Source organism: Streptomyces sp. TRM68416 (assembly GCF_014596915.1).
GTDB lineage: Bacteria > Actinomycetota > Actinomycetes > Streptomycetales > Streptomycetaceae > Streptomyces.
The window spans coordinates 39497-65621 of record NZ_JACVWU010000037.1 but is presented as its reverse complement, the minus strand read 5'-3'; the positions used below and the strand labels follow the sequence as shown (position 1 = coordinate 65621).

21 protein-coding genes, 1 tRNA gene and 1 pseudogene are annotated in these 26125 nt (G+C 71.2%); 8 read left to right on the top strand and 15 right to left on the bottom strand.

Going from position 1 to position 26125, the window contains the following annotated elements; translation table 11 throughout:
* Positions 1-71: 71 nt before the first annotated feature.
* Genes ICC28_RS37835 through ICC28_RS37810 form a run of 6 tightly spaced genes read right to left on the bottom strand, consistent with a single transcriptional unit; the run spans position 72 to position 5229 of the window.
* Positions 72-1169, bottom strand: a complete 1098-nt coding sequence (locus tag ICC28_RS37835) for a glycosyltransferase family 4 protein (RefSeq protein ID WP_188293387.1) — start codon at positions 1167-1169, stop codon at positions 72-74.
* Positions 1166-1702, bottom strand: coding sequence for a dCTP deaminase domain-containing protein (locus ICC28_RS37830; RefSeq protein WP_188293386.1), 537 nt, complete (start codon positions 1700-1702; stop codon positions 1166-1168). Before ICC28_RS37830 ends, ICC28_RS37835 begins: the two co-directional genes overlap by 4 nt.
* Positions 1699-2238 carry a dCTP deaminase gene (dcd, locus tag ICC28_RS37825; RefSeq protein WP_188293385.1) on the bottom strand — a complete coding sequence of 180 codons (540 nt, stop codon included), beginning with the start codon at positions 2236-2238 and terminating at the stop codon, positions 1699-1701. Before dcd ends, ICC28_RS37830 begins: the two co-directional genes overlap by 4 nt.
* Positions 2235-3470, bottom strand: a complete 1236-nt coding sequence (locus tag ICC28_RS37820; protein WP_188293384.1) for a metallophosphoesterase — start codon at positions 3468-3470, stop codon at positions 2235-2237. The genes dcd and ICC28_RS37820 overlap by 4 nt, the downstream gene beginning before the upstream one ends.
* Entirely contained in the window at positions 3467-4750 is a 1284-nt protein-coding gene (locus tag ICC28_RS37815; protein ID WP_188293408.1) for a UDP-N-acetylglucosamine 1-carboxyvinyltransferase, read from the bottom strand. The genes ICC28_RS37820 and ICC28_RS37815 overlap by 4 nt, the downstream gene beginning before the upstream one ends.
* A gap of 41 nt (positions 4751-4791) precedes the next feature.
* A complete protein-coding gene (locus ICC28_RS37810; protein ID WP_188293383.1) occupies positions 4792-5229 on the bottom strand; it encodes an ATP-binding protein in 438 nt (145 codons plus the stop codon).
* A 175-nt stretch (positions 5230-5404) separates the two neighbouring features.
* On the opposite strand from ICC28_RS37810, the gene ICC28_RS37805 reads away from it, so the two are divergent.
* Both ICC28_RS37805 and ICC28_RS37800 read left to right on the top strand, forming a co-directional pair.
* A complete protein-coding gene (locus ICC28_RS37805; RefSeq protein WP_188293382.1) occupies positions 5405-6676 on the top strand; it encodes a helix-turn-helix domain-containing protein in 1272 nt (423 codons plus the stop codon).
* Positions 6673-7227: a flavoprotein gene (locus ICC28_RS37800; RefSeq protein ID WP_188293381.1), complete on the top strand. Its 555-nt coding sequence runs from the start codon at positions 6673-6675 to the stop codon at positions 7225-7227. The genes ICC28_RS37805 and ICC28_RS37800 overlap by 4 nt, the downstream gene beginning before the upstream one ends.
* Before the next feature lie 48 nt (positions 7228-7275).
* On the opposite strand, the gene ICC28_RS37795 is transcribed toward ICC28_RS37800, so the two are convergent.
* The 7 genes and pseudogenes from ICC28_RS37795 to ICC28_RS41405 all read right to left on the bottom strand — a co-directional run bounded on the left by ICC28_RS37795 (position 7276) and on the right by ICC28_RS41405 (position 14938).
* Positions 7276-7671: a hypothetical protein gene (locus ICC28_RS37795; protein ID WP_188293380.1), complete on the bottom strand. Its 396-nt coding sequence runs from the start codon at positions 7669-7671 to the stop codon at positions 7276-7278.
* 26 nt (positions 7672-7697) lie between these two features.
* Positions 7698-9347: a hypothetical protein gene (locus ICC28_RS37790; protein WP_223190575.1), complete on the bottom strand. Its 1650-nt coding sequence runs from the start codon at positions 9345-9347 to the stop codon at positions 7698-7700.
* Between the two features lie 164 nt (positions 9348-9511).
* The gene (locus ICC28_RS37785) at positions 9512-11260 is read right to left on the bottom strand and encodes a relaxase/mobilization nuclease domain-containing protein (RefSeq protein ID WP_188293378.1); all 1749 of its coding nucleotides are present in this window, start codon (positions 11258-11260) and stop codon (positions 9512-9514) included.
* Positions 11257-11598, bottom strand: a complete 342-nt coding sequence (locus ICC28_RS37780; protein ID WP_188293377.1) for a plasmid mobilization relaxosome protein MobC — start codon at positions 11596-11598, stop codon at positions 11257-11259. Before ICC28_RS37780 ends, ICC28_RS37785 begins: the two co-directional genes overlap by 4 nt.
* A 308-nt stretch (positions 11599-11906) precedes the next feature.
* The gene (locus ICC28_RS37775; protein WP_223190573.1) at positions 11907-13235 is read right to left on the bottom strand and encodes a hypothetical protein; all 1329 of its coding nucleotides are present in this window, start codon (positions 13233-13235) and stop codon (positions 11907-11909) included.
* Between the two features lie 94 nt (positions 13236-13329).
* Complete coding sequence (locus ICC28_RS37770; RefSeq protein ID WP_188293406.1) at positions 13330-14025, bottom strand: ATP-binding protein; 696 nt, start codon at positions 14023-14025, stop codon at positions 13330-13332.
* Positions 14022-14938: pseudogene (locus ICC28_RS41405) on the bottom strand (hypothetical protein). The gene ICC28_RS37770 and the pseudogene ICC28_RS41405 overlap by 4 nt, the downstream one beginning before the upstream one ends.
* A 538-nt stretch (positions 14939-15476) precedes the next feature.
* On the opposite strand from ICC28_RS41405, the gene ICC28_RS37760 reads away from it, so the two are divergent.
* Both ICC28_RS37760 and ICC28_RS37755 read left to right on the top strand, forming a co-directional pair.
* A complete protein-coding gene (locus ICC28_RS37760) occupies positions 15477-15677 on the top strand; it encodes a helix-turn-helix transcriptional regulator (RefSeq protein ID WP_188293376.1) in 201 nt (66 codons plus the stop codon).
* Positions 15674-17110, top strand: a complete 1437-nt coding sequence (locus ICC28_RS37755; protein ID WP_188293375.1) for a tyrosine-type recombinase/integrase — start codon at positions 15674-15676, stop codon at positions 17108-17110. The genes ICC28_RS37760 and ICC28_RS37755 overlap by 4 nt, the downstream gene beginning before the upstream one ends.
* A gap of 45 nt (positions 17111-17155) precedes the next feature.
* Here ICC28_RS37755 and ICC28_RS37750 read toward each other — a convergent pair whose 3' ends face one another.
* Positions 17156-19066 (bottom strand): TerD family protein, encoded by a 1911-nt coding sequence (locus tag ICC28_RS37750; RefSeq protein WP_188293374.1) that lies wholly within the window; start codon positions 19064-19066, stop codon positions 17156-17158.
* Positions 19067-19358: 292 nt separating this feature from the next.
* A tRNA-Arg gene (locus ICC28_RS37745) sits at positions 19359-19431 on the bottom strand.
* A 321-nt stretch (positions 19432-19752) separates the two neighbouring features.
* On the opposite strand from ICC28_RS37745, the gene ICC28_RS37740 reads away from it, so the two are divergent.
* The 4 genes from ICC28_RS37740 (at position 19753) to ICC28_RS37725 (ending at position 25892) form a co-directional block, all read left to right on the top strand.
* The gene (locus ICC28_RS37740; protein ID WP_188293373.1) at positions 19753-21360 is read left to right on the top strand and encodes a dynamin family protein; all 1608 of its coding nucleotides are present in this window, start codon (positions 19753-19755) and stop codon (positions 21358-21360) included.
* 3 nt (positions 21361-21363) lie between these two features.
* Positions 21364-23331: a GTPase gene (locus tag ICC28_RS37735; RefSeq protein WP_188293372.1), complete on the top strand. Its 1968-nt coding sequence runs from the start codon at positions 21364-21366 to the stop codon at positions 23329-23331.
* Positions 23332-23737: 406 nt separating this feature from the next.
* Positions 23738-24199: a single-stranded DNA-binding protein gene (locus ICC28_RS37730; RefSeq protein WP_188293371.1), complete on the top strand. Its 462-nt coding sequence runs from the start codon at positions 23738-23740 to the stop codon at positions 24197-24199.
* Positions 24200-24461: 262 nt separating this feature from the next.
* Positions 24462-25892, top strand: a complete 1431-nt coding sequence (locus ICC28_RS37725) for a Cys-Gln thioester bond-forming surface protein (RefSeq protein WP_188293370.1) — start codon at positions 24462-24464, stop codon at positions 25890-25892.
* Positions 25893-26125: the final 233 nt, after the last annotated feature.

Here is a 26125-nt window from a genome sequence, read left to right as displayed (position 1 = left end):
CCGTGCCGTGTGGTGTCCCGGCGCTCAGCGTAGTGACGAGCCGGGCGCGGATCCCGTTGCGGCGTGGGTGGTCAGGCGAGCTGTTTGCCGAGGTCGTTCAGGGCTGCTGCCGTGGCGGTGAGGGGGTAGCGGGCGGCGTTGGTGCGGCCTGCGGCCTGGAGCGTGGGCAGGAGGCCGGTGGTGCTGCGGAGCCGGCTGAGGTCCTGGGCGAGGGCGGCCGGGTTGGTGAAGTCGGTGGCCAGGCCGGTTGCGGCGAGGGTGTCGCTCAGTCCGGGGACGGGCTGGTAGATGACCGGCAGTCCACAGGCTTGGGCTTCGAGGGCGACCAGGCCCATGGCTTCGAGGGTGGTCGAGGGCATGACGAGGGCGTCGTGGTCGGCGAAGGCTTTCCACAGTTGTGGGCGGCTGAGCCAGCCGAGGTAGTGGACGCGGACTTTGAGGAGGCGCACGAGTGGAGTCAGGGCGTGGAACTGGTGGCGGGGTGCAGCGATGCTCAGTTCGGCGGCTTGGGTGACGGGCATCGCGCGCAGGAGGGACTCGATGCCCTTCTCCGCGGTAAGGCGCCCGGCATAGAGCAGCCGGAGGTGCCCGGTCGACCGGCGGGCAGGGCGCGGTGGTGGGGTGGTGAGCAGGTGGTCGGGGATGCCCCAGGGAATCTTCACGATCTTCCTGCGATCGGTGGTAGGGGCGAGCTGGAGCAGTTGATCAGCCATGGCGCCGGTCGGGACGACGATGGCGTCGGCGAGGCGTTCGGTTTCCCGCAGGACTCGGAGCTGGTCGCGGTGGGCTTCGGCGAACAGCAGATCGGTGCCGTGGGCGAATGCGATGCGCGGGCGGGCCGGTAGGGCGCGGATCAGGGCCGGGGTTCCGCCGAAGGCGAGGTGCTGGAGGTGGAGGATGTCGACGCTGGATGGGTCGATGCGTTGTGCCAGGGCCCTGCGCAACGCGTTGACGTAGGCCGTGAAGGGCGGTCCTGACAGGCACTTACCAGGTACGGCCATCAACTCCAGCCCGGCAGGCAGGCGGGGCGGAGGAGTCTGAGGGGCGAGCATGAAGGCGCGGGCCGGGATCAGCGGGGTCTCTCCGGTGTAGAGGTCGAGGAAGAGCTCGACGCTTCCGCCGGCGCTGCCGAAGGGCAGGTCGAGGGCCGTAGCAGCGAGGGGGCTCATGTGGCGCCTCCGGCGAGTTCTTCGTAGAGGCGTGAGATGTCGATGCCGGCGGTGGCGGTGTATTTCACCCCGTGCAGCTGGTAGCTGGCCGGAGTGCCGAAGCAGTGGAGGAAGACGAGCTTGCCGAAGGTCATCCGGGGATAGACACGGACGGGTCTGGCCGCCCGGATCTCCAAGGTCCAGCGGATGGCGTGCCCTTGGTGGCCCAGCGGGGCGGAAACGTGGACCCAGATGCCGAGCGCACCGGTGGTGCGGTCGCCGTTGAGGAATTGGGCGTACGTCTCCGAACCCGTCCTCTCGTGGGTGACGCCGAGGTAGAGCACCTCCGGCTCCAGGACCAGACCGGCGGTGGGGATGGTGGTCTCGGCGTAGGGGGTTGGGGTGGCGGCGTCCAGGTCGGTGTCGCAGATGCGCAGGGTGTCACCCAGGCGCCAGTCGTAGGCGTTCGGGGACAGACGAGCCGGGTCGTAGGGCTCGATGGTGATCTCGCCTGCGGCTCGGGCGGCGGCGATGGCAGGGCCGGTGAGGATCACGAGGCCACCGCCCGAAGTTTTGTCACGTCGCGCCAGTAGCCGGAGGGTTGCGGGCCGGCTGCTGCCTGGTACTTGCCGCGGTACAGGGTGATGGGGCCGGCGGAGGCGAAGAACATGATCTGGCCGATCCTCATCCCCGCGTAGACGCGAAGGGGGCGGATCGGGGTGAGCATCAGGGTCCACTGGCCGTGGAAGCCGATGTCCCCGATCGGGGCGGTGATCTCGACGAACAGGCCGAGCCGACCGACCGAGGAACGGCCGAACAGCAGCGGGACGCAGGTGTCGGAGCCGACCTCTTCGAGGGTGTGGCCGAGGTAGAGCTCCCCGGGCTGGAGGACATAGCCGTCCGGGCCGATGGTGAACTCGGCGGTGGGGTTGGGTTGATGGGCGTCCAGGATGTCGGCGGTGTAGGTGATCAAGGTCGGGCCGAGGCGGACGTTGTAGCTGTTGGGGTTGACGTGGTCGGCGGCGAAGGGCGTGATCCGCAGGCGGCCGTCCTGGGCGGCCGCGGTGATCTCGGGACCCGTGAGGATCATCGCGTGACTCCTTGGGCAGGGGCGGTGAGGACGTGCTTGACGGCTTGGCCGAGAAGCAGCCCAGCGGCGTGGGTGCGACCGGTCAGGTAGGTGTCGGCCAGGTAGTCGGTGGTCAGCACGGTCGTGATGCCGTCCGGCAAGGGGTCCGGCTCAGCGACGAGAGGGCCGGCCTGCTCCGTGAGGTGGGACAGCAGGCCACGAAGGTCTTGTCGTAGGTCCTCTGGAACGTGGGCGTGAACGAGCTGGTTGTCGAAGGGCTCGATGGTGAGCAGATCGCCCAGGGTGAGGGTGTCGCCGAGCGGGACGGGCCGCAGCGCGGTTTCGTTGAGGACGACCGCCTCGACGCCGAGTCCTGAGCGCAGGCGTCCTGCGAGGTCGACGAGCAGGTGGCGGCGATCGGGAATCCCGTGCCGATACGCCTTGGCGACAGGTCCCAGGACGCCGGTCAATTGCCCTCTGACTTCCCTGATCCGCGATGTCACCTCAGCCAGCTCATCAGGAAGGGTGACTGGTTCCCGGTCCGGGAAACGAGTGGTGCCGGCACCCCAGCCCGGTCCGACGGGCGTGGCGATCGCGTACCCGTCGGCGAGCTCGCGTCCTTTGACGATCAGCGTGTCGCCGACCCGGACCGGGCCGTACTGGTCGCTGTGGCAGTGCCCGGCGAAGATCACGTCGAGGAAGGGGCAGGCCGCTGCCAGCTTGAGGTCCTCGTCGAAGCCGGAGTGGCTGAGCAGGATCCAACTGTCCACTTCGTGGTGGTGGGCAAGCATCACCTTGCGTACGGCTTGGACGGGATCCGTGACGCGGTGATCGGCGCGCTGGTCGGCGGGGATGGAGTTGAAAGCCTGCTGCCCGATGACTGCCGTGACCCCGACGCGCTGACCACCGATGGCGGCGATGTGCAGACGGCGGAAGAGGGCCTCACCGGTGCTGGCGTCGACGGCGTTGGCGCAGACGGTGAGCCGACGGAGGTCCGGTTCGAAGTGGTGGAGCCAGCCGTGGTTGCCGGGAGCGAGTACGTCGTAGTGCTTGAGCAGGATCTCGCGCTCGATGGCGCCATGGGCGAGGCGGTAGTAGCCGCTGCCTTCGAAGAAGTCGCCGCAGTCCACGATGAGCGAGGTCGGGCGGAGGGCGTGGAGGTGGGTGAGGAAGGGCGCGGCGTTGTCGAGGGTGGAGTGGACGTCGGTGGTGGCGACGATCTGGCGCAGTGTGCGTGTGCATGTGGGGGTCATGGGGTGACCTCGCAGATGTCGGCGCTCAGCGCGCGGAGCTTGCCGGGCAGGTCGGCATGGCCGCGGCGCAGCTGGTCGAGGCCACCTACGGTGGTGACACCTTGCGCGGTGAGGCCGGCGACCACGAGGGCGGAGCCGGTGCGGATGTCGGTGGCCTCCACTCCCGCGCCGGTCAGCCGTTGGGGGCCGGTCAGGCGGCACTCGGTGGACGAGATTTCGTCGATCTCTGCGCCGAGGCGGGCCAGTTGGGGCAGCAGGTTGCCGTGGCGGCCGGGGTTGATCGCGTCGGCGAACAGGTGGTCGCCGGGCAGGCTGAGGGCGAGTGCCATGAGCGGGGGTTCGAAGTCGGCGTCCAGCCCACCAGGGCTGAGAGAGGCGATGGCCCGCAGAGCGAGACCTGTCGGCCGCGCCGCCTGGGCGCGGACGGAGAGCACGTTGGACTCGGTGTCGGCGGGGATGCCCAGCCGCCTGAGAGCCGCGACCAGCGGGCCGACGTCCTGGCCCCGCACGCCCGCGATGCGTGCTGTACCTCCGGTCGCGGCAATCGCGCACGCCAGGGTGCCTGCCTCGATCTTGTCGCCGGGCACTTCCCAGGCGACCTCGTCGACCTGGCCCGAGGACGGTGGCACGAGGGTGAGGAGGCGCTCGCCGGCTCGGGTCTCCCAGCCAACCGACTTCAGCGCGGCGAGCACGCATACGACCTCCGGAGAGAGGTTGGGCTCGCCCAGCCGTAACGGTCGGCCGGTCGTGACGGCGCGCAGCAAGGCAGCCACGGTCGCCCCGCGGGAGCGGAACGGCAGCACCAGGGACACGGTGCCCCTGCGCGGTGCGACGGCCTCGACGCGGTAACCCGAGTCGTCAACCGCGCTACGGTCCCCGAACGCCTCGTACACCTTGAAGTGCAACTCCATCCCGCGTGCACCGATCCGGCAGCCTCCCGGCCACGGCAGCCGTGCCTCGCCGTGCCGGGCGAGCAAGGCGGGTACCAGGTAGTACGAGGCTCGGATGTGGGCAGCCTGGGCCAGGGCCGGCGCCATGTGCCGGGTCTCGGTCGGAAGGATCAATGCCGTCGTCGGCTCACCGACGGGTCGTGCGACGTGCCAGCCCGCCTGCTCGACCAGAGCGAGCATGATCTCGACGTCCGTGTTGGCCGGGAGGTTGCTCAGCCGCACTGGGCGCCTCAGGGCTGCCGCGGCGGCCAGCAGTGGCAGGGCGGCGTTCTTGGATCCGTCGACGGCGACGGTGCCGGCGAGCGGCGGCCCGGGGCGTACGGCGATCACCTCGGCGGCCCGGGCCGTGGTGGATGCGGTGGTTGGCACGGTCAACTCCTCTGCAGAGGGAGGGGGACGGGGATGTCCTGGTCCGGTCCCGTTGTCAGGGCGATCTCGGCCCAGCACCGCTTGCCGGTGGGCGTCGGCTCGGCGCCGTACCGTTCGGCGAGGGCGGCGACGAGGGACAGGCCGCGCCCGTTCTCGCTGTGCCGGTCCGGGAGGCCGAGCTGCGGCAGCGCTGGGCTGGAATCGCAGACCTCGACGCGCAGGGCGGCCTCGACGAGCCGCACGGCCAGCGAGATCTGGCCGGGGCACGCGTGCCGGACTGCGTTGGTGACCAGCTCGCTGATCACCAGTGCTGCGGTGTGCACCAGCTCGTCGTCCAGTTCCGCCTTCCAGCCGGCCATCGCGTCCACCGCCTGGTGGCGGACGGCGGTGACCGCGGTTGGTGTGGCGGGTACGGAGAAAGTGAGCTGGTGCGCTGCCATGAGCGGCCTCCCGGGGTAGGTGCGGCCACTTCAAGCAACCAGCTCGTCGCGGTGGGTGGTTAGCCCAGGTGCCGGTGCTGCATCGGTTATGCAGGAGCTGCATCACGGCGAAGTGCGGCTGATCTACGCTCGGTTGGGCAGGCAGGATCGGCGACGGCGGAAGGGGCCGTGGCAGATGGCCGAAGCACACAGCGAAGCAAGACGGATCGGCGAAGCCATCCGTCGGGCACGGGTGTTACAGCGGCGCTCGCAGAAGGATGTCGCCGCCGCGCTCGGCTACCACCAGTCCAAGGTGAGTCGTCTGGAGAGCGGCCGTGGCACGGAGGACATCCGCGTCCTGCGTGCCGTCGCGCAGGAACTCAAGATTCCGCCCGAGCAGTTGGGCCTCGCCTCTGCGCCCGATGCCTCCACCGCCGATCCTGAAGCTGAAGACATGCACCGCCGTACCTTCCTCGCCGCGAGCATCGCCGCGCTCGCGACCCCTTCCACCACAGCCGCCGCTCACGACGACCTCGTCCAAGCCCTCCTACCGGGCCTGAGCCCAGCGACCACTGGTGCCCCCTTGGACACGTCGGTTCTCCGCGAGCGGGTCGGGACTGCTCGCAGGCTCTTCTACACGTGCGACTATGCGGAACTGGAGCGCAGCCTGCCCGGACTGATCGCCGACCTGCGCCTGGCCGCCAGCGGTGCGACGGACGGCGACGTGCTGTACGCGCTGCTGGCCACCACCTACCAGACCTCGACCAGCCTTCTGCTCAAACAGCACGACCAGGGCAACGCCTGGCTCGCGGTCGGCCGGGCGATGGCCGAAGCTGAACGCTCCGGCGACCCGGTGGTCCTCGCCTCCAGCGTCCGGGTCCAGGCCCACGTCCTGGCCCGCGAGAAGCACACCGCCCAGGCCGTCACCCTCGTCCGGCACACGGCCGATCAGCTCACCGGCTCCTACGACCGCCGCTCACCGAAGTACCTCGCGGCCGTGGGTCTGTTGCTGCTGCGCGGCGTGACCGCGGCCAGTGGCGGCGGCGACCGCGCCGCCACCGAGGAGTTCCTCGCCGAGGCCAAGGAGGTCGCCCGGTACGTCTCCCTCGATCGCCCGGACGCCTGGGCCAACTTCAGCCCCACCAACGTCGCCCTCCACGAGCTCAGCGCCCTGGTGGCCTTCGGCGACGCGGGACTCGCCCTGCAAGCAGCGCGCCCGCTCATGCGTAGGCACATCCCCGTACCCGAACGCCGGGCTGCCCTGTGGGTGGAGACGGCCCGCGCCTACAGCCAGCAGGGCCGCCTCGCCGACGGCTACCAGGCCCTGCGCATCGCTGAGACGTGCGCTGCCCAGGACATCCGCCGCCCCGCCGTCCGCGACCTTGTCGCCGACATGGCGGCCCGCGACCGTCGCCGTACCCTGCCGGAACTGCACCGTTTCAGCCGCCAACTGGGAGTCCCTGCGTGACCGAGCCGACCACCCCGGAAAACAAGCCCTTCCTGTACGTCGTCGTCTGCGCGTGTGGCATCGCCGGCGACGTCGGCAAGCTGATCACTGTCGCGCAGGAGCGGCACTGGGACGTCGGGGTCATCGCCACCCCGCAGGGACTGGGTTTCCTCGACACCGAGGCGATCGAAGCGCAGACCGGCTACCCGATCCGCTCGGCCTGGCGCACACCGGGTGAGGCCCGCCCCCTGCCGCCCGCGGACGCGATCGCCGTCGCGCCGGCCACCTTCAACACGGTCAACAAGTGGGCCGTCGGCATCTCCGACACCCTCGCCCTGGGCATCCTGTGCGAGGCGTACGGCATGGGCATCCCCACTGCCGTCCTGCCGTATCTGAACTCGGCCCAGGCCGCCCACCCCGCCTATCGGCAGAGCCTGGAACGGCTGCGCGAGATGGGCGTACTGATCGGCAGCTACGAACCTCACCGGCCCAAGGCCGGCGGCGGTGCGGATCGGTTCCGCTGGGAGGAAGCCCTGGATCTACTGGGGCCCGCGCTTGCGCGTCGGAACTGACGGATCCGACGTGGTCATGAGCTGCATTGGGATGGTGATGCAGGAGTCTCAAGATCCGGGTAGCAGGGCTGTGACCGTGGACTGGACGAGCTGGGCTGCGGTGAGGACGCCGGGGATGCCTCCGCAGCGTTCGACGAGGTTTTGGAGCATGTAGCGCAGGGTGCCGGGGTCCTGATCGGGTTCGTCGAGCCGCGGGGCGATCATGTCGAGGTCGCGCAGGGCGCCGTCCACCTCGGGGTACTGGTCGCGAAGTTCTTCCAGGCACCGTCGCAGGTCGTCGATGCTTTCGCGGGCCTTGTCGACGGCCTCGTTGGTGATGTTGTTGGTCTGGGAGGCGTTCTGGGAGAAAGGCGCGGCTTGGGCGGGGCCGGTCATGTGGCCGTTGTTGATGATGCCGAAGTTGGGGCTGTTCGGGATCGGGTCGGGCTGGCGGCGGATGGGCATGCGGGGCTCCTGGCGGGTTTGATGGGTCAGTTCGTCATGGAGGGGTTGACGGAAAACGGCGTGGCCTGGACTGCGCCGGTCATGGTGCCGCCGTTCATGACGCCGAAGTTGTAGATGGCTGTGGACTGTTGGCGGTAGGCGGCGATGTCTACGTTGTGGTCGCGCAGGAAGATCTCGGTGGAGTCGAAGACCCGGCGTTGCATCATCTGCACGTAGTAGCGGGCGTCGTCGTGCATGTGCATGTCCTCCAGCCAGCGGAGGCTGTAGACCTCGCGGAGGCTGACCGGTCCGCTGCCCGGGTCGAGCTCGGGGCGCTTGCGGGCCTTGCGGCGTATGAGCCGGTCGAGTCCGACGTAGACGTCGGCAAGGGCGTTGAACGCGGTGCGGCCGATCCACTTCAGGCTGCGCGGATCTGCGGGCGCGAGCCCGGCGACTTTCGGGTTGAGGGGTCCCATGATGTGCGGGCGGACGGTGACGCGCAGGAAGCCGCCCTGGTAGGCGAAGTGGACGAGTATGGCGGCGACGAGGTCGCCGTTCCAGGCGGTGACCCGCGCCCATATGTAGCGGCGGGCGACCTCCTCGGCGGGCTTGTCACCGAAGTTGTCCACGGCGAGGGTGTGCAGGCTGCGCCAGGCGTCGTCGTCGATCTGGTCCCAGCGCTTGTGGTGGATGCCGGCGATCCCGATGACCTCCACGCGCAGTTTCGGATGATCGCGGTGGTGGGAGGGTGCCGGATCGTCCAGGCGGCGCGCGATGTGGGCGTGCAGCTGAGCGGCGGTGAAGTGCTTCAGAGGCTTTCGGGCCACCGGCTTGTTGTGCTTCGCCAGCGCGTCCAGGACGGCCTTGGCCACCTCGGCCATGTCGGGCTGACCTGGCCTTCGTGCCGGTGAGCCGAGGCCCGGAAGCGGCCTGGTGCTGTCGTCTTCGGCGTCCTGACCCTCGGGGGCGGGCTCGACGTCGATACCGATGACGGCCTCCTGCCACGCCTGAAGCCCCGCACCGAGGAACCGGTGCCGGTCGCCGTTTGCGCGACGTTCGTGGAGGTACGGCAGGGCGTGGGCCTGCACTGCGGTCGGAGGCGCGTGCAGTTCTCCGGCCAGTAGCGCGTTGAGCCGCAGCTGGGCCAGGTAGCGCTCGGCCAGGTAGATGCCCCACAGCCCGGCCAGCAGGACGGGGATGGCCCAGCCGGCAGTGAGGGCGCCGGCGATGGCTTGCCAGACAACGCCCGCGACCGCGGCCACGACGGCCACTCGGCGTCTTCGCATGCGCTGGATGGCACGATCGCACGCGTGCACCACCGGCTCCTGATGGAAGCCGTAGACCGGCACCGGCCGCGCCGACTTCTTGATCCGACGACGGACCCAGACCGCGTAGTCCTCACCCAGCACCACCTCTGGCGGCTTCGGCTCCGACGAACCGGCAGCCTTCTCGGCCTCCTTGGCGGGGAAGAGCCATCGCAGCCGCCTCCGTACGGCGGCCTTCAGGTCTTTCCACAGCTGCGCCAGTACGGCACAGAGTACGGCCAGCCAGTCCGTGCGGGCGAAGGCGGCGGCGCTCAACCGGCGCGTGATGCCCTCGGTGTAGGCCCCGTGCCTGATCACCTCCCGCGCGTCGCCCGCCGTCCCCAAGGGCACCGCGGGCGCCGAGAACACCGACTGGTGCTCCGCGTATGACAAGTTCCCACCCCCGTGTCTGTTGGCGCCGGCCACGACGATCAGCGGCGGACACAGAGGGGCATCGTCCTCGGGCACAGGAAGCACCGCCATACCGCAAACCCGCACAAGACGCGTACGGAGGCGCCCAGGTCGAACATTGACCGAAAGGCGTCTCCGCAGCGGGATTACCTGCGGTGTCCCTGCGGTGCGCCGCCTTGACCAGCGAGCCGAGCGGAGCCGGGAGACGAGGCCGGTGTGCCGTGGCGCGCGGGCCGGGTGGAAGGTGTTTCGGCCGCGTCGGCGGGCAGGTCGGCGATGTGGCGCAGGCGCCAGACGAGGACGTCGCTGACCGACCCGGCGGAGTCCAGTTCACGGGGGGCAACGGCTTCGGCCAGCAGCTCCTGGGGGTTGTGGCCGGCCTGGTAGGCGTGGGTGAGGGTGGCGGCCAGGGCGGGCCAGCCAGGTTCGTTCACTACTGCGTCGGCGATCTCGGGCGTTGTGGCGTGGAGGAGGGCGGCGGCCCAGTCGCGTACGGGCTGGACCAGGCGCAGGCCCTGGGCGTGCAGGCGGGCCATGGGCTCCTCGGCGGCGGCAGCGTAGGCGGCGCGCAGGTGGACGGCGGCCTGGCGGGCGGCCTCGGCCTGCTGGGCGTGGTGACGCTGGGCGTGCCAGTGCGCGGCGGCGGTGGCGAGGAAGAACAGGGTGTCGATCAGCATCGCCGTGGTCGCGCCGTCCTCCCCTCGGCCCAGCGCTGGGCCGCTGTAGCGGAGGTCGCGGGCGGCTCGGCGCATGGCCTGGACATGCCGGTACTCGGCACGGGTGTGGGAGCGGGTGGCCCGCTCGAACGCCCAGGCCGCGTCACGGAGTTGTTGGCGAGTGTGCGCTGCGCTGGTCTGGGCGAGGGTGTCCAGAATCTCGCCGGTGGCGGCGATGCGGGCCGCAGCAGCGCCGTCGCCGTCCTGGTCGAAGGTGACCAGGGCAGTCCAGGCGGCGCGGGTGGCCGAGCGTCGGGCGGCAGTCGGCGCCGATACAGCTGCGTGCGAGTGAGCGGGCGGCCGACGTGTGGCCGCTTCCTGCTCGTCCTGGTGGACGTCGTGGGTGGTGGGGAAGCGCCTGCGGATGCGGGGCAGGGAGAGGTCGGGGGCGAGCGTGGAGCCTGCGTAGTAGATGGGCTCGCCGTCGTCGTTGACGTCGCCGGGCAGGGCCGCCTTGTAGCCGAGCAGGTCGCCGGACGGCGCGACGCGCTGGTGGATCAGGAGCCCGGCGGCCTTGAGCCGGGCGAAGAACTCCGCCTCGCTCGCGGCGCCGGCCACCGCTTGGCGGACGGTCTGGTGCAGCTCTTCGCGCGCGGGGCGTTCGAGGCCCTGGCGTTCCGCCTTGTGGCGTTCGGCGCTGGTGGGGCGCTTGGCGGCGGTGCCGTCCCCGGGCGGTACGCGGCGCAGGCCGTAGTCGGCCTCGATACGGCGGCATTCGGCCTGAGCGCGACGGGCCTCGTTGTGCAGGCGGGGCCGTCGGCCGTCGTCGCGGACCAGGGTGGCGATGATGTGGATGTGGTCGTCGGCGTGGCGGACGGCCGCCCACCGGCATGCCTGATCGTCGCCGTCGGGGGCGATGCCGGTGGCGGCGACCACGCGGCGGGCGATGGCCGCCCAGTCCTGGTCGGACAGGATCGGGTCCTCGGGAGCAGCCCGCACGGACAGATGCCAGACATGCTTCTTGGGGCGTCGGCTGGTGGGCAGGGCGTTGACGGGCTGGTCGAGCAGGCGCTGGAGCTGTTCATAGGTGGCCTTCGGGTCGCGGCCGGGGTCGGGGGTGAGGGGGTCGAAGGCGGCGACCAGGTGCGGGTCGATGTGCTCCTCGTGGGTGCCGGGGCCGTAGAGGTAGTTGATGAGGCCGATCGTCCTGCTGCCGCGTTCGTGGATGCTGGGGATCACTCAGCGGCACCGCCGTCGCGGTGGGCGAGCAGGGCGTCGGCGGCGTCCTCCACCCGGCGGGCGGCGCTTTGGACGGCCTCGGCCGCAGCGTCCAGGTGGGGTGCGTCGGCGCCGGAGTTGAGGGCCTTGGCGACCTGGTTGAACAGGCCGTGCATGCGGCCCAGATGGCGGCGGGCGGCGAACAGCTCGTTGATGACCTCCCGTTCGGTGGCGATCTCCGCGGCGGTGCGAGTCAGGTCACGAGCGGCCTTGTCGGCGGCGTAGGCGAGGAACGCGGCGTTGGACAGGTCGCAGTAGGCGGCGGCGTCGGTGAATCGCTTGAACTCTGCGTCGTTCATACGGCAGCTGGGCTGCTTCAGGCGCTTGCGCTCTCGCGGCAGACGCGCGCGCTGACGTCTCTTCGCGAGGGACTCGGCCTGCTTCCCTCCTGGCTGCGGTCCGCCCTCGGTCGCAGCCTTACGGTCCGGTGCCCCCTGGCACCGAGCTGTTCCCGCCACCCCCGGGGCGGGAACGTCGGGAGCATTGCTCCCGGTACAACTTGCTGGCGCTGAGGTGGGGGTGTTGATCTCCTTTTGGGCGTCGTGGAGTGCGTGGTGCGAGTCGTGCATCGAGCGGTCTTCCTTGGGGCTTGGGTGTAGGGGCGGTTTCATTGCGGGTGGCCGGCGGGCCTGGTGCGTAGGTCGGCCTTGACGCTGCGGACGACTTCTCCGGCGGTGTCGCTGGCGACGCTGTAGCCGTCCTCGCGCACGGCGTTCTCCAACAGGTCACGGGAGAGACGTCCGGTGTCGCGGTGGAGGCGATGGGCGTACTCGGTGAGGAGGTCCCGTGTCGCCCGCGGCTTGTGGCCCGGGCGATTCGACTTCGCCCGCGCAGCCTTGCCCGGATCGACGTTCGGCGGTTTCTCGCCCGGGTTCGGTTCCGGGATGGTGGCGGTGCGGGCGGGCTGTTGCGGGCGGTTTTCGGCCTGGCGGGGTGCCCGGTCGGCGGCGTCATCACCCGCGACCTTTGAAGGCGGGCCGTCCGGAATCTCCGCCCGAATTGCCGTGTTGGCCCGAAGGCCAGCGATCGTGGATCCGTCCATAGACCCCGGGGCGGGGTGGGGCCAGCGGGCGGGCAGGGGGATGGAGGCGAGGGCGAGGGCCTGTTGCCGGGTGGCGAGTTTGCGCAGTAGCAGATCGTCCTGGCGTTCGTCGCGGTCGACGTCGGCTTGCTCCAGTGCCTGGTGCAGGCGGCGGGTGAGGCGCTGGCCTCGCCGCTTGGCACGTTTCTCGGGCTTCATGGCCTCTGCCCGCAGGATCAGGGTGACGGCCCGGTCGAGGGCGCGCTCGCGGATGATCCGGGCGGCGTCCGCGTCCCGGTCGGCGATCCCCAGGCGGGCCAGCAGTCGTTCGCGTATCTGGCGGGCGAGGACGGCGGTCAGGCTGCGGGAGTCGGCGTGCGGGCTGCGGTTGCGCAGTTCGATGCCCATGGCCAGGTGCCACAGCATCGCCGCCAGGACCGGGCCGACGAAGGCCCGCACGGTTCCGCCGACCAGCCCGGACTCGGCGTAGGCAGGCACGATCTGCACGCCGGTGATCACCCAGGTGAGGGTGCCGGGCAGGCCGGGCGCCTGCTTCGGGCCGTTGAGGTTAGCCCGGGCCATCAGGGCGGTGGCGAACAGGGCGAGTTCGGCGACGGCGAACATCGCGGCGCGCTCGATGGTGCCGCCCATGTCGAGGTAGTCGGCGGCGAAGCGCCAGCTTGTGTCCGCGCTGTAGGCGGTGCAGCCGATCGCGGCGACGGCGGCAACCGGGATCGAGGCGGTGCGACGTCGCTGCCGGTTGCCGGGCTTGCGGACGCGCTGCCACCGCCATCCAGCGGTCAGGGCGAGGGCGACGAGCAGCAGCACGGCGGCGGTGGGGGAGGTGGTCCAGTGCGCCAGGGATGCTGCCGGAGTCTCTGCGGCGCTTGTGGTCACGGTGTTGCCAGGTGTCATGCAGGGGCTCTCCAAAGGGCTCGCGCGTGTGAGGGCATGCCTGTGCGCGGGCGGGGCGAGGTGAGGGTGGGAAGGGGGAGACGCGGTGCCGCCGTCAGGCGGCGGGTGCGGTGCGGCGTCGGTCGGGGCCGGTGAGGATGACGCGTTCGGTCATCTCGGCGAGGCGGGAGGCGACGCGGTCGCCGAGCGCGGTGCGCAGCTCGGCGGTGGGGAGGTTGGTGGTGATGAGGGTGGGGAGCATGTGCTCGTACCGGTGGTTGATCAGCCGGTAGGTGAGCTCCTCGGTCCACTCGCTGGTCTTGGCCGCGCCGAGGTCGTCCAGGACCAGCAGCGGGCAACGGGCCAGCGTCTGCAGGTCCCGTTCGGCGTCGTGGCCTGCTCGGGGACGGAGCCGCGCGTGCAGGTCGGCGGAGGTCGTTGCCTCCCAGCGCAGGCGGACACCTCGGGTCAGGAGGGCGCGGACGGCGCCGTACGCCTGGTGGGTCTTGCCGGTGCCGGTGGGGCCGGCGATCAGCAGCGACGGGCCCTCGGCGATTCCTGGACCTCCGGGCCCGGGGCGTCCTGCTCCGGCGATGTGGTCGGCCCAGGCGGTGATCTGGGGGTGGTCGGCCAGGGCTCGGCGGTAGCGGGCGGGGATCCGGGCGTCCGCGAGTTCCAGCGCCGTGACGGGCTCGGGCGGCGGTTCCTCGGCTGTGACGCGGGGGTCGATACCGCGGGTGGCCAGGATCGTGTTGAGCCGGTTGGCGAGCGGACCGACCTGGCGAGGCTCTTGGGCAAGGGTGGCGGTCAGAGGTCACCTCCGTAGGCGGCGTCGATGTCGCTGGGGTTTGTCCACGGCGTGTGGCCGACCGGGACGGGCGCGGCGTTCATGGCCTCGTGGACGAGACTCGGCAAGGTGCTGGGATGGAGGCCCTTGGCTCGGTGGCGTTCGAGTCCGGCCCGGATGTGGGCGGGGGCGATGCCCTCGGCGAGCATCTTGCGCACTTCCCGGCCGAGATGGTCCAGGACGCCGGTTGGTGGACGGTGGGCGCACGCAGCGACGTACTCGGCGATCAGCTGCCGGGCCGAGACGGTGTCGGGTGCGTGGGCGCTCGCGCCCCCCGAAGGGGTACTTCCTAGGTCCATGATCCTAGGTCCTAGATCCGTACCGTGAGACGTCACCGACGGCTCCGGGCGCTCTCCGTGAGCCCTCATGGAGGGCTCTGTGAATCCCTCCTGACCTGCGGATTCGTTGTCGGTGTCCGGATTCGGTGCGGGCTCGCGCATCTCGCGTGAGTCTGCACGGAGGGCTCCCTGAGGGGTGGTGAGGGCTCCGTGAAGCCGACCCCCGTGGGGCTTGGCGTGGTTCCTGCCGGGGCGTCGTGGTGCGGGCAGGCGGGGAGGCGGCTCTTGCTGGGCCGGTTGATCTTCTGGTGCTGATGCCAGGTGACGATGTGCAGGTACCGCTTGTCGTCGAGCCCTGTGTAGCGGCAGATCAGCCCGGCGTCGGCGAGCTGGGCGAGGTCCGTCTCGACGTCCGAGGGCGCGTGCTCCGGGCGCAGCACCCACAGTTGTCCGGCGATGATCGCGGCGTGGTCGCGGTGGCGGCCCTGGTCGTCGGCCTGGGTGAGCAGGCCGATGAAGGTGCGCTCGGCGGTCAGGGAGACGGCGGCCAGGGACTCGGAGACGAAGGCTTCGGGCTTGATGGTGCGGATTCGGGCCAAGAGGGGCGGTTCCTCACTCAGTTGCAGGTGGGCGGGCACCCACGGCTCACCGTCGTCGTGGCGATACGGGCATCAGGGGTGGGGGAGTTGACCGGCCGGCGGCGCGTGGCGCACTGGTGGCCGCTCGCGCTTTCCGGGGTGCCGTCAACACATAGCCACACCCGGGCCGCGCAAGTCCAGCCCTATCCCGCGACATCTCTCACGGCAGAAAGGGCGCCGAAAAAGAAGGCGGTAGAAGGCGGTCCCAAAACTTTAGGGCACGATCGCCGGTTGACGAAATAGTCGATTGATGTGCCGGTTATCGGTACTTCCTGCCCCTGGGAAACCACTTCGCGGCGGACCGCGCGAGCGCAATATAGACGACGATCGCCGGTTAGCGAAACCGGCGATTCTATGGATAGTTGTGGTGCCAATCGAGGTGCTGACCCTGCCCACGGATCCACGCCGCTATCGACTGGCAACTCCACAGTCCGCCTGCCTTTCGCGCTGACCCGGCGCAAACGCAGGACACCCCCGCCCCCTGCCCAAGGAGCACCGCTTGACGTCTCCGCCCCACCGCCCCACCGACAAACTCACGGTCGACGAGTTCTGCGACGACCTCCGCATCTCCCGCTCCACCTTCTACGACTGGCGCAAGAAGGGCACAGCCCCGCGCTGCATACGCATCCCCAACGGCGCTTTGCGCATCCGCCGCAGTGACTACGAGAACTGGCTGACCGACTGCGAGGACCACGCTTGAGTAACCGGTCCTACAAGGTCCGCTTCTACGACACGGAGATCTACAGGGGAAAGCGCAAGACCAGCTACACCGTCCGGTGGTCCGTCAACGGAAGGCGCCACGGCCAGAGTTATGCCACGAGCGCGCTCGCCGAATCCTTCCGCGCAACGCTGCGCGTAGCCGCGAACAACGGCGAACCGTTCGACATGGACACCGGCCTGCCGGTCTCACACGCCACGTCGGCCGCCGAGGTCACCTGCTACGAATTCGCCCTCCAGTACGTCGACATGAAGTGGCCGCGCATCTCGGCCAACAACCGCAAGAACACCGCCAAGGCCCTCACCAAGGTCACCCTCGCATTGCTGCGCACCGAACTCCCGGACCGCTTCGACCCGATCGACGTACGCCGGGCCCTGCGCGAGTACGCCTTCAACAAGATCCGACGCGACGAGGCGCCGCCCGAGGTCCGCACCGTCCTGTCGTGGATAGCCCGCAACTCCCTGCCCATGACGGCCTGGGAGGACACCAAACGCGTCGACGCCGTCCTGCATGCGCTCGACACACTTCTGGACGGCAGCCCGGCCGCCGCCAGCTCCGTCAAGCGCGAGCAGCGGATCCTCAACGTGGCGATGAAGTACGCCGTCCGGCAGAAGATCCTCACCGCCAACCCGCTCCCGAAGGGCAAGCAGGAAGGCGCCGCCCCCAAGGTGGCCGAGGCCGTCGACAAGCGGTCGCTGCTCAACCCGGGTCAGGTCGCCAGCCTCCTGGCCTGGATCGCCGACCGTCCCCGCACCGGCCACCGCCTCCACGCCTTCTTCGCCACCCTCTACTACGCCGGACTGCGGCCGGAGGAGGCCGTAGCCCTCCGCGTCAGCGCCACCACATTGCCTGCCGAGGGCTGGGGCGAGCTGCTCGTCCACACCGCCGAGCCCGAGGTCGGCAGCCAGTGGACCGACGACGGCCGCGTCCATGAAACCCGCGACCTCAAGGGCCGTGCCGAGGGCGACACCCGCCCCGTCCCCGCCCACCCGGCACTCGTCGCTGTCCTCCGCGACCTGATCAAAAGGGACGGCCTCCAGCCGGGCGACCTCTTCTTCCCCGGCGAGAAGGGCGGGCTGCTGGCCGGATCGGTCTTCCGCCGCGCCTGGAACAAGGCTCGCAAGGCGGTCCTGCCAGAGCACGAATACGAGTCACCCGTGGGCAAGCGCGTCTACGACCTGCGCCACACCTGCCTGACCACCTGGCTCAACAACGGCATCCCACCCGCCCAGGTCGCCGAGTGGGCCGGCAACAGCGTCCCCGTCCTGCTCGCCACCTACGCCCGCTGCATCACGGGCCAGCTCGCCGAGCTCCAGCAGCGCATCGAAGGCCCCCAGCGACTGCCCGCCGGGCCGGCCCCGAGCATGCCGGTTCCCCCGCCTGGATCCACGTCCGCACCGCGTCGCCGGGCCTGACCCGGACCCAGGAGACGCACGGACCTCTGCCTCCGGCACCGGTGTTCACTCGGCGATGTCGACGCCGTATCCGCGTGCGAGGGCGTCGAGGCCGTGGTCGTAGCCCTGGCCGACGGCTCGTAGGCGCCACACCGGGCCCCTGCGGTAGATCTCCGCGAGGAGCATGGTGCGTTCTGTGGTGGCGGCATCCAGGGTTGCCCGGGCGAGCGGTGCGCCGCTGCTGCCGGGGGCCGCACCGACCTGGATCGCACCGACCGTCCCGAAGGTGGTGGCGCCGTCGATGGCGGCAGCGACGACGACCTTGCGCGTCGCGGGCGGCAGGGAGGCCAGGTTGAGGGCGATGGTCTGTTCGGCAGGGCCGCCGGTCAGCAGCCGCGCGGTTCCAGCCGGGCTCTCCGGGGCCCCGTAGAAAATGAAGTCCTCGTCGAAGGTGACCTGTTCGTCCTCGTCGAGGAGGAAGGCGACGACGTCGATCTCGTAGTCGGACTGCGGGGCCCAGCCAGCGGTGACGTACCACTCCGGCGCAGGTCTGCCGTGCGGCCTGGGCAGGTCGATGACACCGCCTCGCGGGATCACGTGCGGCTCCTGGGGCCGGAGGGCCGCCGTGGCCGGGGCGGTGGCGTTCGGAGCGGTGAGCCAGTGGAGGTCGTGCACGGGGAGTTCGAGGGCGGTGATGCGGCTCATGCGCCGGTCGCCCTGCCCTCCCTCCAGGAGTACGACGTCGGTAACGCTGGCGGACAGGTTGACCGCCGCTGAGCCGCCCAGCTCGACGATGCGGGTACGGGCCGCCGCGGCATCGGCATGGACACCACCGAGCACCAGCACGCGACGCCCGGCCAGAGGCTTGTCCAAGGTGCCGATGGGGGGCGTCGGCCGGCGCGGAGTGGGTGTCCCCGCACCGGGGGCGATCTTGGGGAGGGCCGCGGCCTCCGGCACGGGTGCGGCAGAGGTCGTGGTGGGCGCCGACTCCACGGGGCCGACGACGGGTTCTGCTTCCGGCTCGGCCACCGGGGTGACAGCGACGGCCGTCGTCTGATGCGCTGCCCCCGGCCGTACGTCGGCCAACAGCCGCAGGAAGGTGTGCTCGTCGATGACCGGCACGCCCTCGGCGAGTGCGCGTCGGGCCTTTGCCGAATCGGACGCCGGTTCATTGGTGACCAGCACGCTGGTGTGCCGGCTGACGGAGGTCATCATGTTCAGCCCGGCGGCGACTGCCCGCCCGACCAGCTCCGCCCGGGCATGGGCGGTCTCACCGGTGATCGCGACCTTCATCCCCTGCTGGAGTGGCTCGCCGGGAGTCAGCCGTCCCGGATTGCGGTAGGCGCAGGGAGTCTTCGGCGGCTTCGGCGTGAACTGGGACTCTGCCCGGGGCGGGCAGGTCACCAGCGGCAAGGGCAGATCGAGCCGCGCCGCCTCGCGCAGTGACGCCCGCAAGATCCCGGCCAGCACGCGGGTGTCGTCCAGCGCATCGTGCGCACGCTGCTGGGGGATGCCGTAATGGGCGGCGAGGGTGCCGAGCTTCATGTCGTCCGTCGGCGGATCCACCTGGCGATTCAGAGCCAGGGTGCACAGCCGCTGCGACACTGGCAGCCACATCCGCGCACGGGCAAACTCGTAGGCCAGGAAGTCGTAGTCGAACTGGGCGTTGTGGGCGACCAGGACCCGGTCCTGAAGCATCGCTCCGATCCGCCCGGCGACCTGGTCGAACGTCGGTGCCCCCTGTAACCGCTCGACGGTCAGCCCGTGCACCTCCACAGGTCCCGGATCACAGCCCGGATTGAGCAGTGTCGAGAACTCGCCGGTCTGCTCGCCGTCCGGACTGATCGTGATCACCGCGACGGAGAGGACGCGATCTCGCCGGGCCATGAGTCCCGATGTCTCCACGTCGACCAGGGCCCAGTCGTGTGCGTAGGCGCCCGTGTCGGGCACGTCGAAGGAGGTGGAGGCGAGACTCATGGTGGCAAGGATGATCTGATATCCAGCACCCATTCAACCTGTATGCCGATTTGCCCCATCTGTTCGGTCGAGGCGACGCGGTCGTCCTGCGGCGACTGTAGAGAGGCCGCACCGAAACTTCGGGAAGTTTTCGGGAAGAACACCCGCCGAGGGCCGGACGAAATCGTCCCCAGCCGGACACCAGCAGACTCCGCCCGAGTGTCCACCCGCACCCGCGAAGCTGCTCCGCCGAGCTCGATAAACGGCCTCTGACCAGCAAAAACGCCCTCCCGACGGGAGGGCGGAGACTGGGCGCCCCCGGCAGGACTCGAACCTGCGGCCAAGCGCTTAGAAGGCGCCTGCTCTATCCACTGAGCTACGGGGGCCGGGTGTGGTGGCCTCTGTCTTGGTGCCCGGGTGCGGGCTGATCCGTGACGTTGCCGGGGACAAGGATAGGGCTCCCGCGTCCTTGTCCCTGTTGCTTCGCCTCCGTGGCTCAATGTGGAGGTTCAGTGAAGCGGTCCTGATAATCGCAGGCAGGTACGAATCGTGCACCGCTTTTGGCGTCTCGCGCACCGGGTGTTGTGCACTCGTTATGCCTGGACTATGCCTGTGTCCCAGTCATCCCTTCCATCCCTTGTGTTCCATCGGCGCGCAGACACTGTCATATGCTTCAGAATTCCCCTAAAATTGGGCATTCTTCGCATGTGGTGACCTTGGACGTACGGCCTCAGCTGCTCGACGCACTCTCCGCTCTGCGCGACCGTGTCGCCGCCGCACGCTTCCCGCTGCCCCTGGCGGGGGCTCCACGCGCGCGTGCCAACCGCGACGAACTGCTCGCCCAGCTCGACGACTACTTGGTGCCCCGGTTGAGAGAACCTGAAGCACCCTTGCTGGCGGTCGTGGGAGGTTCCACCGGGGCCGGCAAGTCGACGCTCGTCAACTCCCTCGTGGGGCGCCGGGTCAGCGAGGCCGGAGTGCTGCGGCCGACGACACGGACCCCGGTACTGGTGTGCCACCCGGAGGACCACCACTGGTTCAGCGGCATGCGGGTGCTGCCCGACCTCACCCGCGTGTGGGCGCCCCAGCAGGACACCGGCGACGAACACCCGCTGCCCGGCGAGGACGCCACGCGCGTACTGCGCATCGAGACCGCCGAGACACTCCCGAGCGGACTCGCCCTCCTCGACGCCCCCGACATCGACTCCCTCGTCGCCGACAACCGTGTCCTGGCCGCCGAGCTCGTCTGCGCGGCCGACATCTGGGTCATGGTCACCACCGCCGCCCGCTACGCCGACGCCGTTCCCTGGCATCTGCTGCGCACCGCAAAGGAGTTCGACGCCACTCTGGTGACGGTGCTCGACCGCGTGCCGCACCAGGTCGTCTCCGAGGTCTCCCGGCAGTACGGGGCACTGCTCACCAAGGCAGGCCTCGGCCATGTGCCCCGCTTCACCGTGCCCGAGCTGCCCGAGTCGGCCTGGGGCGGCGGACTGCTGCCCGCCACCGCCGTGGCCCCCCTGCGCACCTGGCTCGTCCACCAGACCCAGGACGCGGCCGCACGGCAGCACGTCCTGGCCCGCACGGCCTACGGTGCCCTCGAATCGCTCAAGACCCGCATGCCCGAGCTGGCCGGCGCCGCCGCCGCGCAGTACGCCGCGGCGCTGCGGCTCACCACCGCCGTCGACAGCGCCTACGACAGCGAGCACGCGCGCGTACGGGGCCGTCTCCAGGCCGGGTCCGTCCTCGCCGGCGACGCCCTGAAGCGCTGGCGCGCCTTCCCGCTGGACTGCTCCGCCGGTGAGCTCCTGGACGCCCTCGTGGAGAGCCTCGCGGCGCTCCTGCTGTGCGCGGTCACGGCCGCCGACGAGCGCGTGGACGAGGCCTGGCGGCGCGAACCGGCGGCGGGCGCCCCGGGCCTGGCCGACCGCGACCCCGCCGCGGAGAGCGCCGAGCACCGCATCGGGCTCGCCGTACGGCGGTGGCGGCGCGAGCTGGAGGAGTACGCCGAGGACGAGGTGCGCGACCTCGACGGGAGCGCCGCGCCGGACCCCGAGGCGGTGGCCGCGCTGGTCGCCACCGCGCTGCTGGGCGGACGCCGGGCCCGGTCCGCGGGCGAGGGGCTCGCGGAACGGATCGGCGCGCACGGTGCGCTGCGGCTGCGCGACCGGGGCGGGCGGCTGCTCACCGACCACCTGGACCGGGTCATGCACACCGAACGCGAACGCCGCCTCGCGCCCCTCGACGCGCTCGACGTCCACCCCGAGCCCCAGGCCGAACTCATCGCCGCGCTGTCCGTACTGCAGAAGGAGAGGTGACCGGTGACTGCCGTCACTGACCAGGACCAGGACCACGACCCCGGGCACACCCCGGGCGACGAGGACACGGACGGGGCCGCCGCCCAGGGTGAGTCCCGCGCGGACGGGGCCCGCGTGGACGGGGCCCGCGCGGGCGAGTCCTTCGGCGCGCAGGCCGGGGAGGAGGCCGAACAGGTCGTAGCGCCCGTGGAGGAGGCCGCCCCGGCGGAGGGGGAGGCGGAGGGCGCGCACGCGCGCGTGGACGGCGGTTCGCCCCGCGCGGACTCCACGCCCGCCTGGGACGACGGGCTGATCGCCCGCCGGGTCAACGAGACCGCCGCCGGGGCGCAGCACACCGGGGTCACGGAGCGCAGGCCCGGCGCCGGGCCGCAGGGCGTGCCCCCGCTCGCGTACGACGGACAGTTGCGGGCCCGGCTCGACGCGCTGCGCGAGCTGGTGGGACTGTCCCGCACGCGCCTGGACAGCAGGACCCTCGCCGAGGCCGGCCGGGTGCTCGACGAGGCGGCCGCGCGCCGCAGGCTCTCGGGACAGCACACCGTGGTCGCCATCGCCGGGGCCACCGGAAGCGGCAAGTCGCAGCTGTTCAACGCGCTCGCCGGGGTGACACTCTCCGAGACGGGCGTACGCCGGCCGACCACCGCCGCGCCCATCGCGTGCAGTTGGAGCGACGGCGCGGCCAGTCTCATCGACCGGCTCGGCATCCCGCCGCGGCTCAGGCGCCGCCCCGCGCAGAACGCGGACGCCGACGGGCAGTTGCGCGGGCTCGTCCTGGTCGACCTGCCCGACCACGACTCCGCGGCCGTGCTCCACCGCGAGCAGGTGGACCGGGTCCTGGACCTCGTCGACGCGGTCATCTGGGTCGTCGATCCGGAGAAGTACGCGGACGCCGTCCTGCACGAGCGTTATCTGCGGCCGATGGCCGGCCACGCGGAGGTCATGTTCGTCGTCCTCAACCAGATCGACCGGCTCCCCGGCGAGGCCGCCGAGCAGGTCCTCGACGATCTGCGGCGGCTGCTGGACGAGGACGGGATCGCGCTCGGCGAGTACGGCGAACCCGGCGCGGTCGTGCTCGCCCTGTCCGCACTCACCGGCGACGGCGTCGGCGAACTGCGCGAGGCCCTCGGCCAGTTCGTGACCGAACGCGGCGCCGCGGCGCGCCGGATCTCGGCCGACGTGGACGCCGCGGCATGGCGGCTGCGGCCCGTCTACGCCACGTCCCGGCGCATCGGGCTCAGCGAGGAGGCGCGCGACGAGTTCTCCGCGCGGCTCGCGGACGCGGTCGGCGCCACCGCCGCGGGCGAGGCCGCCGAGCGTGCCTGGCTGCGCAACGCCAACCGCGCCTGCGGCACGCCCTGGCTGCGGCTGTGGCGGTGGTACCAAGACCGGCGCGACCCTCCCACCGGACGGCTGCGGCCGCCGGCGCAGCCGGACGACGAGGCCACCGCGCGGCAGCGTGTGGAGCAGGCGGTGCGGACGGTGGCCGAGCGAGCCTCGGCCGGGCTGCCCGCGCCCTGGGCGCAGGCGGTGCGCGAGGCGGCCGTACGCGGCTCCCAGGGGCTGCCCGAGGCGCTGGACGAGCTGGCCGCGCGCGCGGGCCTGCCGCCGGGACGGCCGCCGCGGCCGGGCTGGTGGCCTGCGGCCGTCCTGGTCCAGGCGTGCATGACACTCCTGCAGATCGTCGGCGGGCTGTGGCTGGTGGGGCAGATCGCCGGGGTCATGGCGCCGAACCTGGGAGTGCCGGTGCTGCTGATGGTGGCCGGCATCGTCGGCGGGCCCCTCGTGGAGTGGAGCTGCCGGATGGCGGCACGCGGGCCCGCCCGACGCTACGGCACCGAGGCGGAACGGCGGCTTCGGGAGGCGGCCGCCGGATGCGGACGGGCACGGGTACTCGATCCGCTGGCGGCCGAGCTGCTGCGCTACCGGGAGGTGCGGGAACAGTACGGGCGGGTCACCGGGGTGGGGGTGGGATGACTCGGGTGGGGTGATGCGGGGCGGGCCGGTGGGGCGGAGCCAGACAGGGCTGGCGCATTCGACCGCGGTTGGGCAGCGCCCCAATGGGGCGCGGGGCTGCATCTGTCAGCGGCTCCGCCGCGGGGCGCGACCAGCCACGACGAGTCCGCAGGCGAACGACGACACACCACTGCACTTCCAGCGGAGTGCGGAGCGGAGCGCAGAGCGGAACGGCCCGTTCGAGTGGCGGGGTTTTCCACAGACGCGGGGATGATCCACAGCGCGCGGCGGGCTCGGCCCGACGGAGGCAGTCTGGCTCTCGCGGCGATCGCGGCGGACGCGGTCGTCACGACGGACGCAGCCGTACGGGACGGGCCCGTACGCGTATCCGCCCGGCCCCGTCGGCCGGGCGAGGGAGGGGTTCACGATGAACGAGACGATGGTGTGCACGGTGGGGAACGTGGCGACGCGACCGGTGTACCGGGAGCTCGCGGCGGGACCGTCGGCCAGGTTCCGGCTGGCGGTGACCCAGCGTTACTGGGACCGGGAGAAGGGCGCCTGGACGGACGGGCACACCAACTTCTTCACGGTGTGGGCCAATCGCCAGCTCGCCACGAACGCGGCGGCCTCGCTGAACGTGGGCGACCCCGTCATCGTGCAGGGCCGGCTGAAGGTCCGTTCGGAGCTGCGCGAGGGGCAGACCTGGACCTCGGCCGACATCGACGCGCTGGCGATCGGCCACGACCTGGCGCGCGGCACGTCCGCCTTCCGGCGGCCCGGCAGGCCCGAGCCGGAGGCCGGCGGCGCGCAGCCCGAGCCCGACTGGGAGACACCGGCCGCGGACGGGAGCACGGCCCAACAGGCTGCGGAGGCCGTGGCGGTGACGTGACGTCACCGCCACGCGAGCCCTGACCGAACTGCGGCTTATCGGCGGATGTGCACCGAACGACCCCGGTGGATTTGTCGATAAGCCCTGCTCACCGGCGGTCACCGCGATAACGATTCCGAGTCGGATCGCCCGGCCGACGGGATCACCGGGAAGCGTGGTGCGCCTGGTCTTTAGGATGCCGAACAAGGCTCTCTGGGCTTGAAGATTCTGCTGGTGGGACCGTGCCCCCCACATCAACGGGTCCTGCTCGAAGGGGAATTCTGTGCTTTCTGCTTTCTCCGCGCCGGTCGGACGCGGGCGAGGAGCGGCGCGTCTCGCCGCCGTGACACTGGCGGCCGCACTCGTCGCCGCCGGTGCGCTGACCGGCGCCGGACGGGCCGCCGCCGACGACGGGACGGTACGGAAGCAGGGCGGGGCGACCGCCACCATAGGCGGCCTCAAGACGTACGGCGCCGCCGTCATACGCGGCGACGAAGGCGATCAGGAGATCTCGGCGGGCCTGTTCGAGATGTCCGTCGACGGCGGCGGCACGCTGCAGACGTACTGCGTCGACCTGTACAACCCCACGCGCAAGGGCGCCCGGTACCACGAGACGCCGTGGAGCGGCACTTCGCTGGGCGCCAACAAGGACGCGGGCCGGATCCGTTGGATCCTGCAGAACTCCTACCCGCAGGTGAACGACCTCGCGGCGCTCGCCGACCGGGCCGGTGTCCGCGGCGGCCTCACCGAGCAGGACGCGGCGGTCGGCACCCAGGTGGCGATCTGGCGCTACTCGGACGGCGCGGACGTCGAGGCGGTCGACCCGCAGGCCGAGCGGCTCGCCGACTACCTGGAGAAGAACGCCCGCAGCCTGGCCGAGCCCAAGGCCGCGCTCAGCCTGGACCCGCCCGCGCTCTCCGGCCACCCGGGTGAGCGGCTCGGACCGGTGACGGTGCACACCGGCGTGGACCGCGTGCGGGTGACGCCGCCCGCCGACGCGGCCATGAGCGGCGTGCGGATCGTCGACGAGGACGGCAAGGACGTCACCTCGGCGGCGGACGGCGGGCAGGTGTACTTCGACGTGCCCGAGGACGCCGTGGACGGCACCGCCGAGCTGACCGTGCAGGCCTCCACGACCGTGCCGGTCGGCCGAGCCTTCGCCTCCGAGAGCCGCAGCCAGACGCAGATCCTGGCCGGTTCCAGCGAGTCGACGGTCTCGGCGACGGCGGGCGCGACCTGGGCGAAGACGGGGGCGATACCCGCGCTGTCCGCGGTGGAGAACTGCGCCGAGGGCGGCGTCGACCTCACCGTGGTCAACGGGGGCGACGAGGCGTTCGGCTTCGAGCTGCTGGGCATCGAGTACACCATCGGGGCGGGCGAGTCCCGCACGGTGACGGTCCCGCTCCAGGAGGACCAGGCCTACGACTTCACGATCGAGGGCCCCGGCGGCTTCGCCCAGCGCTTCACCGGCGTCCTCGACTGCATGACCCACGCGGCCGAGGCCGCGGCCGCCGAGACCGACGGCCTCACTACCCAGACCCTCGCCGAGCCGAGCCCCGCCACCGCGGGCAACCCGGCCGCCGGCACCAACCTCGCCGCGACGGGCAGCTCCGACGCGACCGCCGCGATCGCCGGAACAGCCATCGGCCTGCTCCTGCTCGGCGGCACCGCCCTGGTGATCGCCCGCAAGAGGAAGCCTTCGGCCCAGGACTGAGCCGACCGCGCAACCGTCCCGGCCCGACACCCCGACACCCCGCCGCCACGGCCCCTCCCCGGGGGCCGTCCCCGACCGCGAACGCCCCTCAGCTGCCTGCACCGCCCGTACGAGGCGGAGAAAAGCCCAGGTCAAAGGGGTCGAGCCTAACGGGTTACCACCCAAGGGTGGCGGTACGGCAAGATGGGGTGTATCTGCCCACTGCCAGATTTCAAGCTGCCGGACGGTTTCTC

Coding starts and splice junctions, on each gene's coding strand:
- ICC28_RS37835 (WP_188293387.1), bottom strand. CDS start 1,169: ATGAGCCCCCTCGCTGCTACGGCCCTCGACCTGCCCTTCGGCAGCGCC.
- dcd (WP_188293385.1), bottom strand. CDS start 2,238: ATGATCCTCACGGGTCCCGAGATCACCGCGGCCGCCCAGGACGGCCGC.
- ICC28_RS37820 (WP_188293384.1), bottom strand. CDS start 3,470: ATGACCCCCACATGCACACGCACACTGCGCCAGATCGTCGCCACCACC.
- ICC28_RS37810 (WP_188293383.1), bottom strand. CDS start 5,229: ATGGCAGCGCACCAGCTCACTTTCTCCGTACCCGCCACACCAACCGCG.
- ICC28_RS37805 (WP_188293382.1), top strand. CDS start 5,405: ATGGCCGAAGCACACAGCGAAGCAAGACGGATCGGCGAAGCCATCCGT.
- ICC28_RS37795 (WP_188293380.1), bottom strand. CDS start 7,671: ATGCCCATCCGCCGCCAGCCCGACCCGATCCCGAACAGCCCCAACTTC.
- ICC28_RS37780 (WP_188293377.1), bottom strand. CDS start 11,598: ATGAACGACGCAGAGTTCAAGCGATTCACCGACGCCGCCGCCTACTGC.
- ICC28_RS37775 (WP_223190573.1), bottom strand. CDS start 13,235: ATGACACCTGGCAACACCGTGACCACAAGCGCCGCAGAGACTCCGGCA.
- ICC28_RS37750 (WP_188293374.1), bottom strand. CDS start 19,066: ATGAGTCTCGCCTCCACCTCCTTCGACGTGCCCGACACGGGCGCCTAC.
- ICC28_RS37730 (WP_188293371.1), top strand. CDS start 23,738: ATGAACGAGACGATGGTGTGCACGGTGGGGAACGTGGCGACGCGACCG.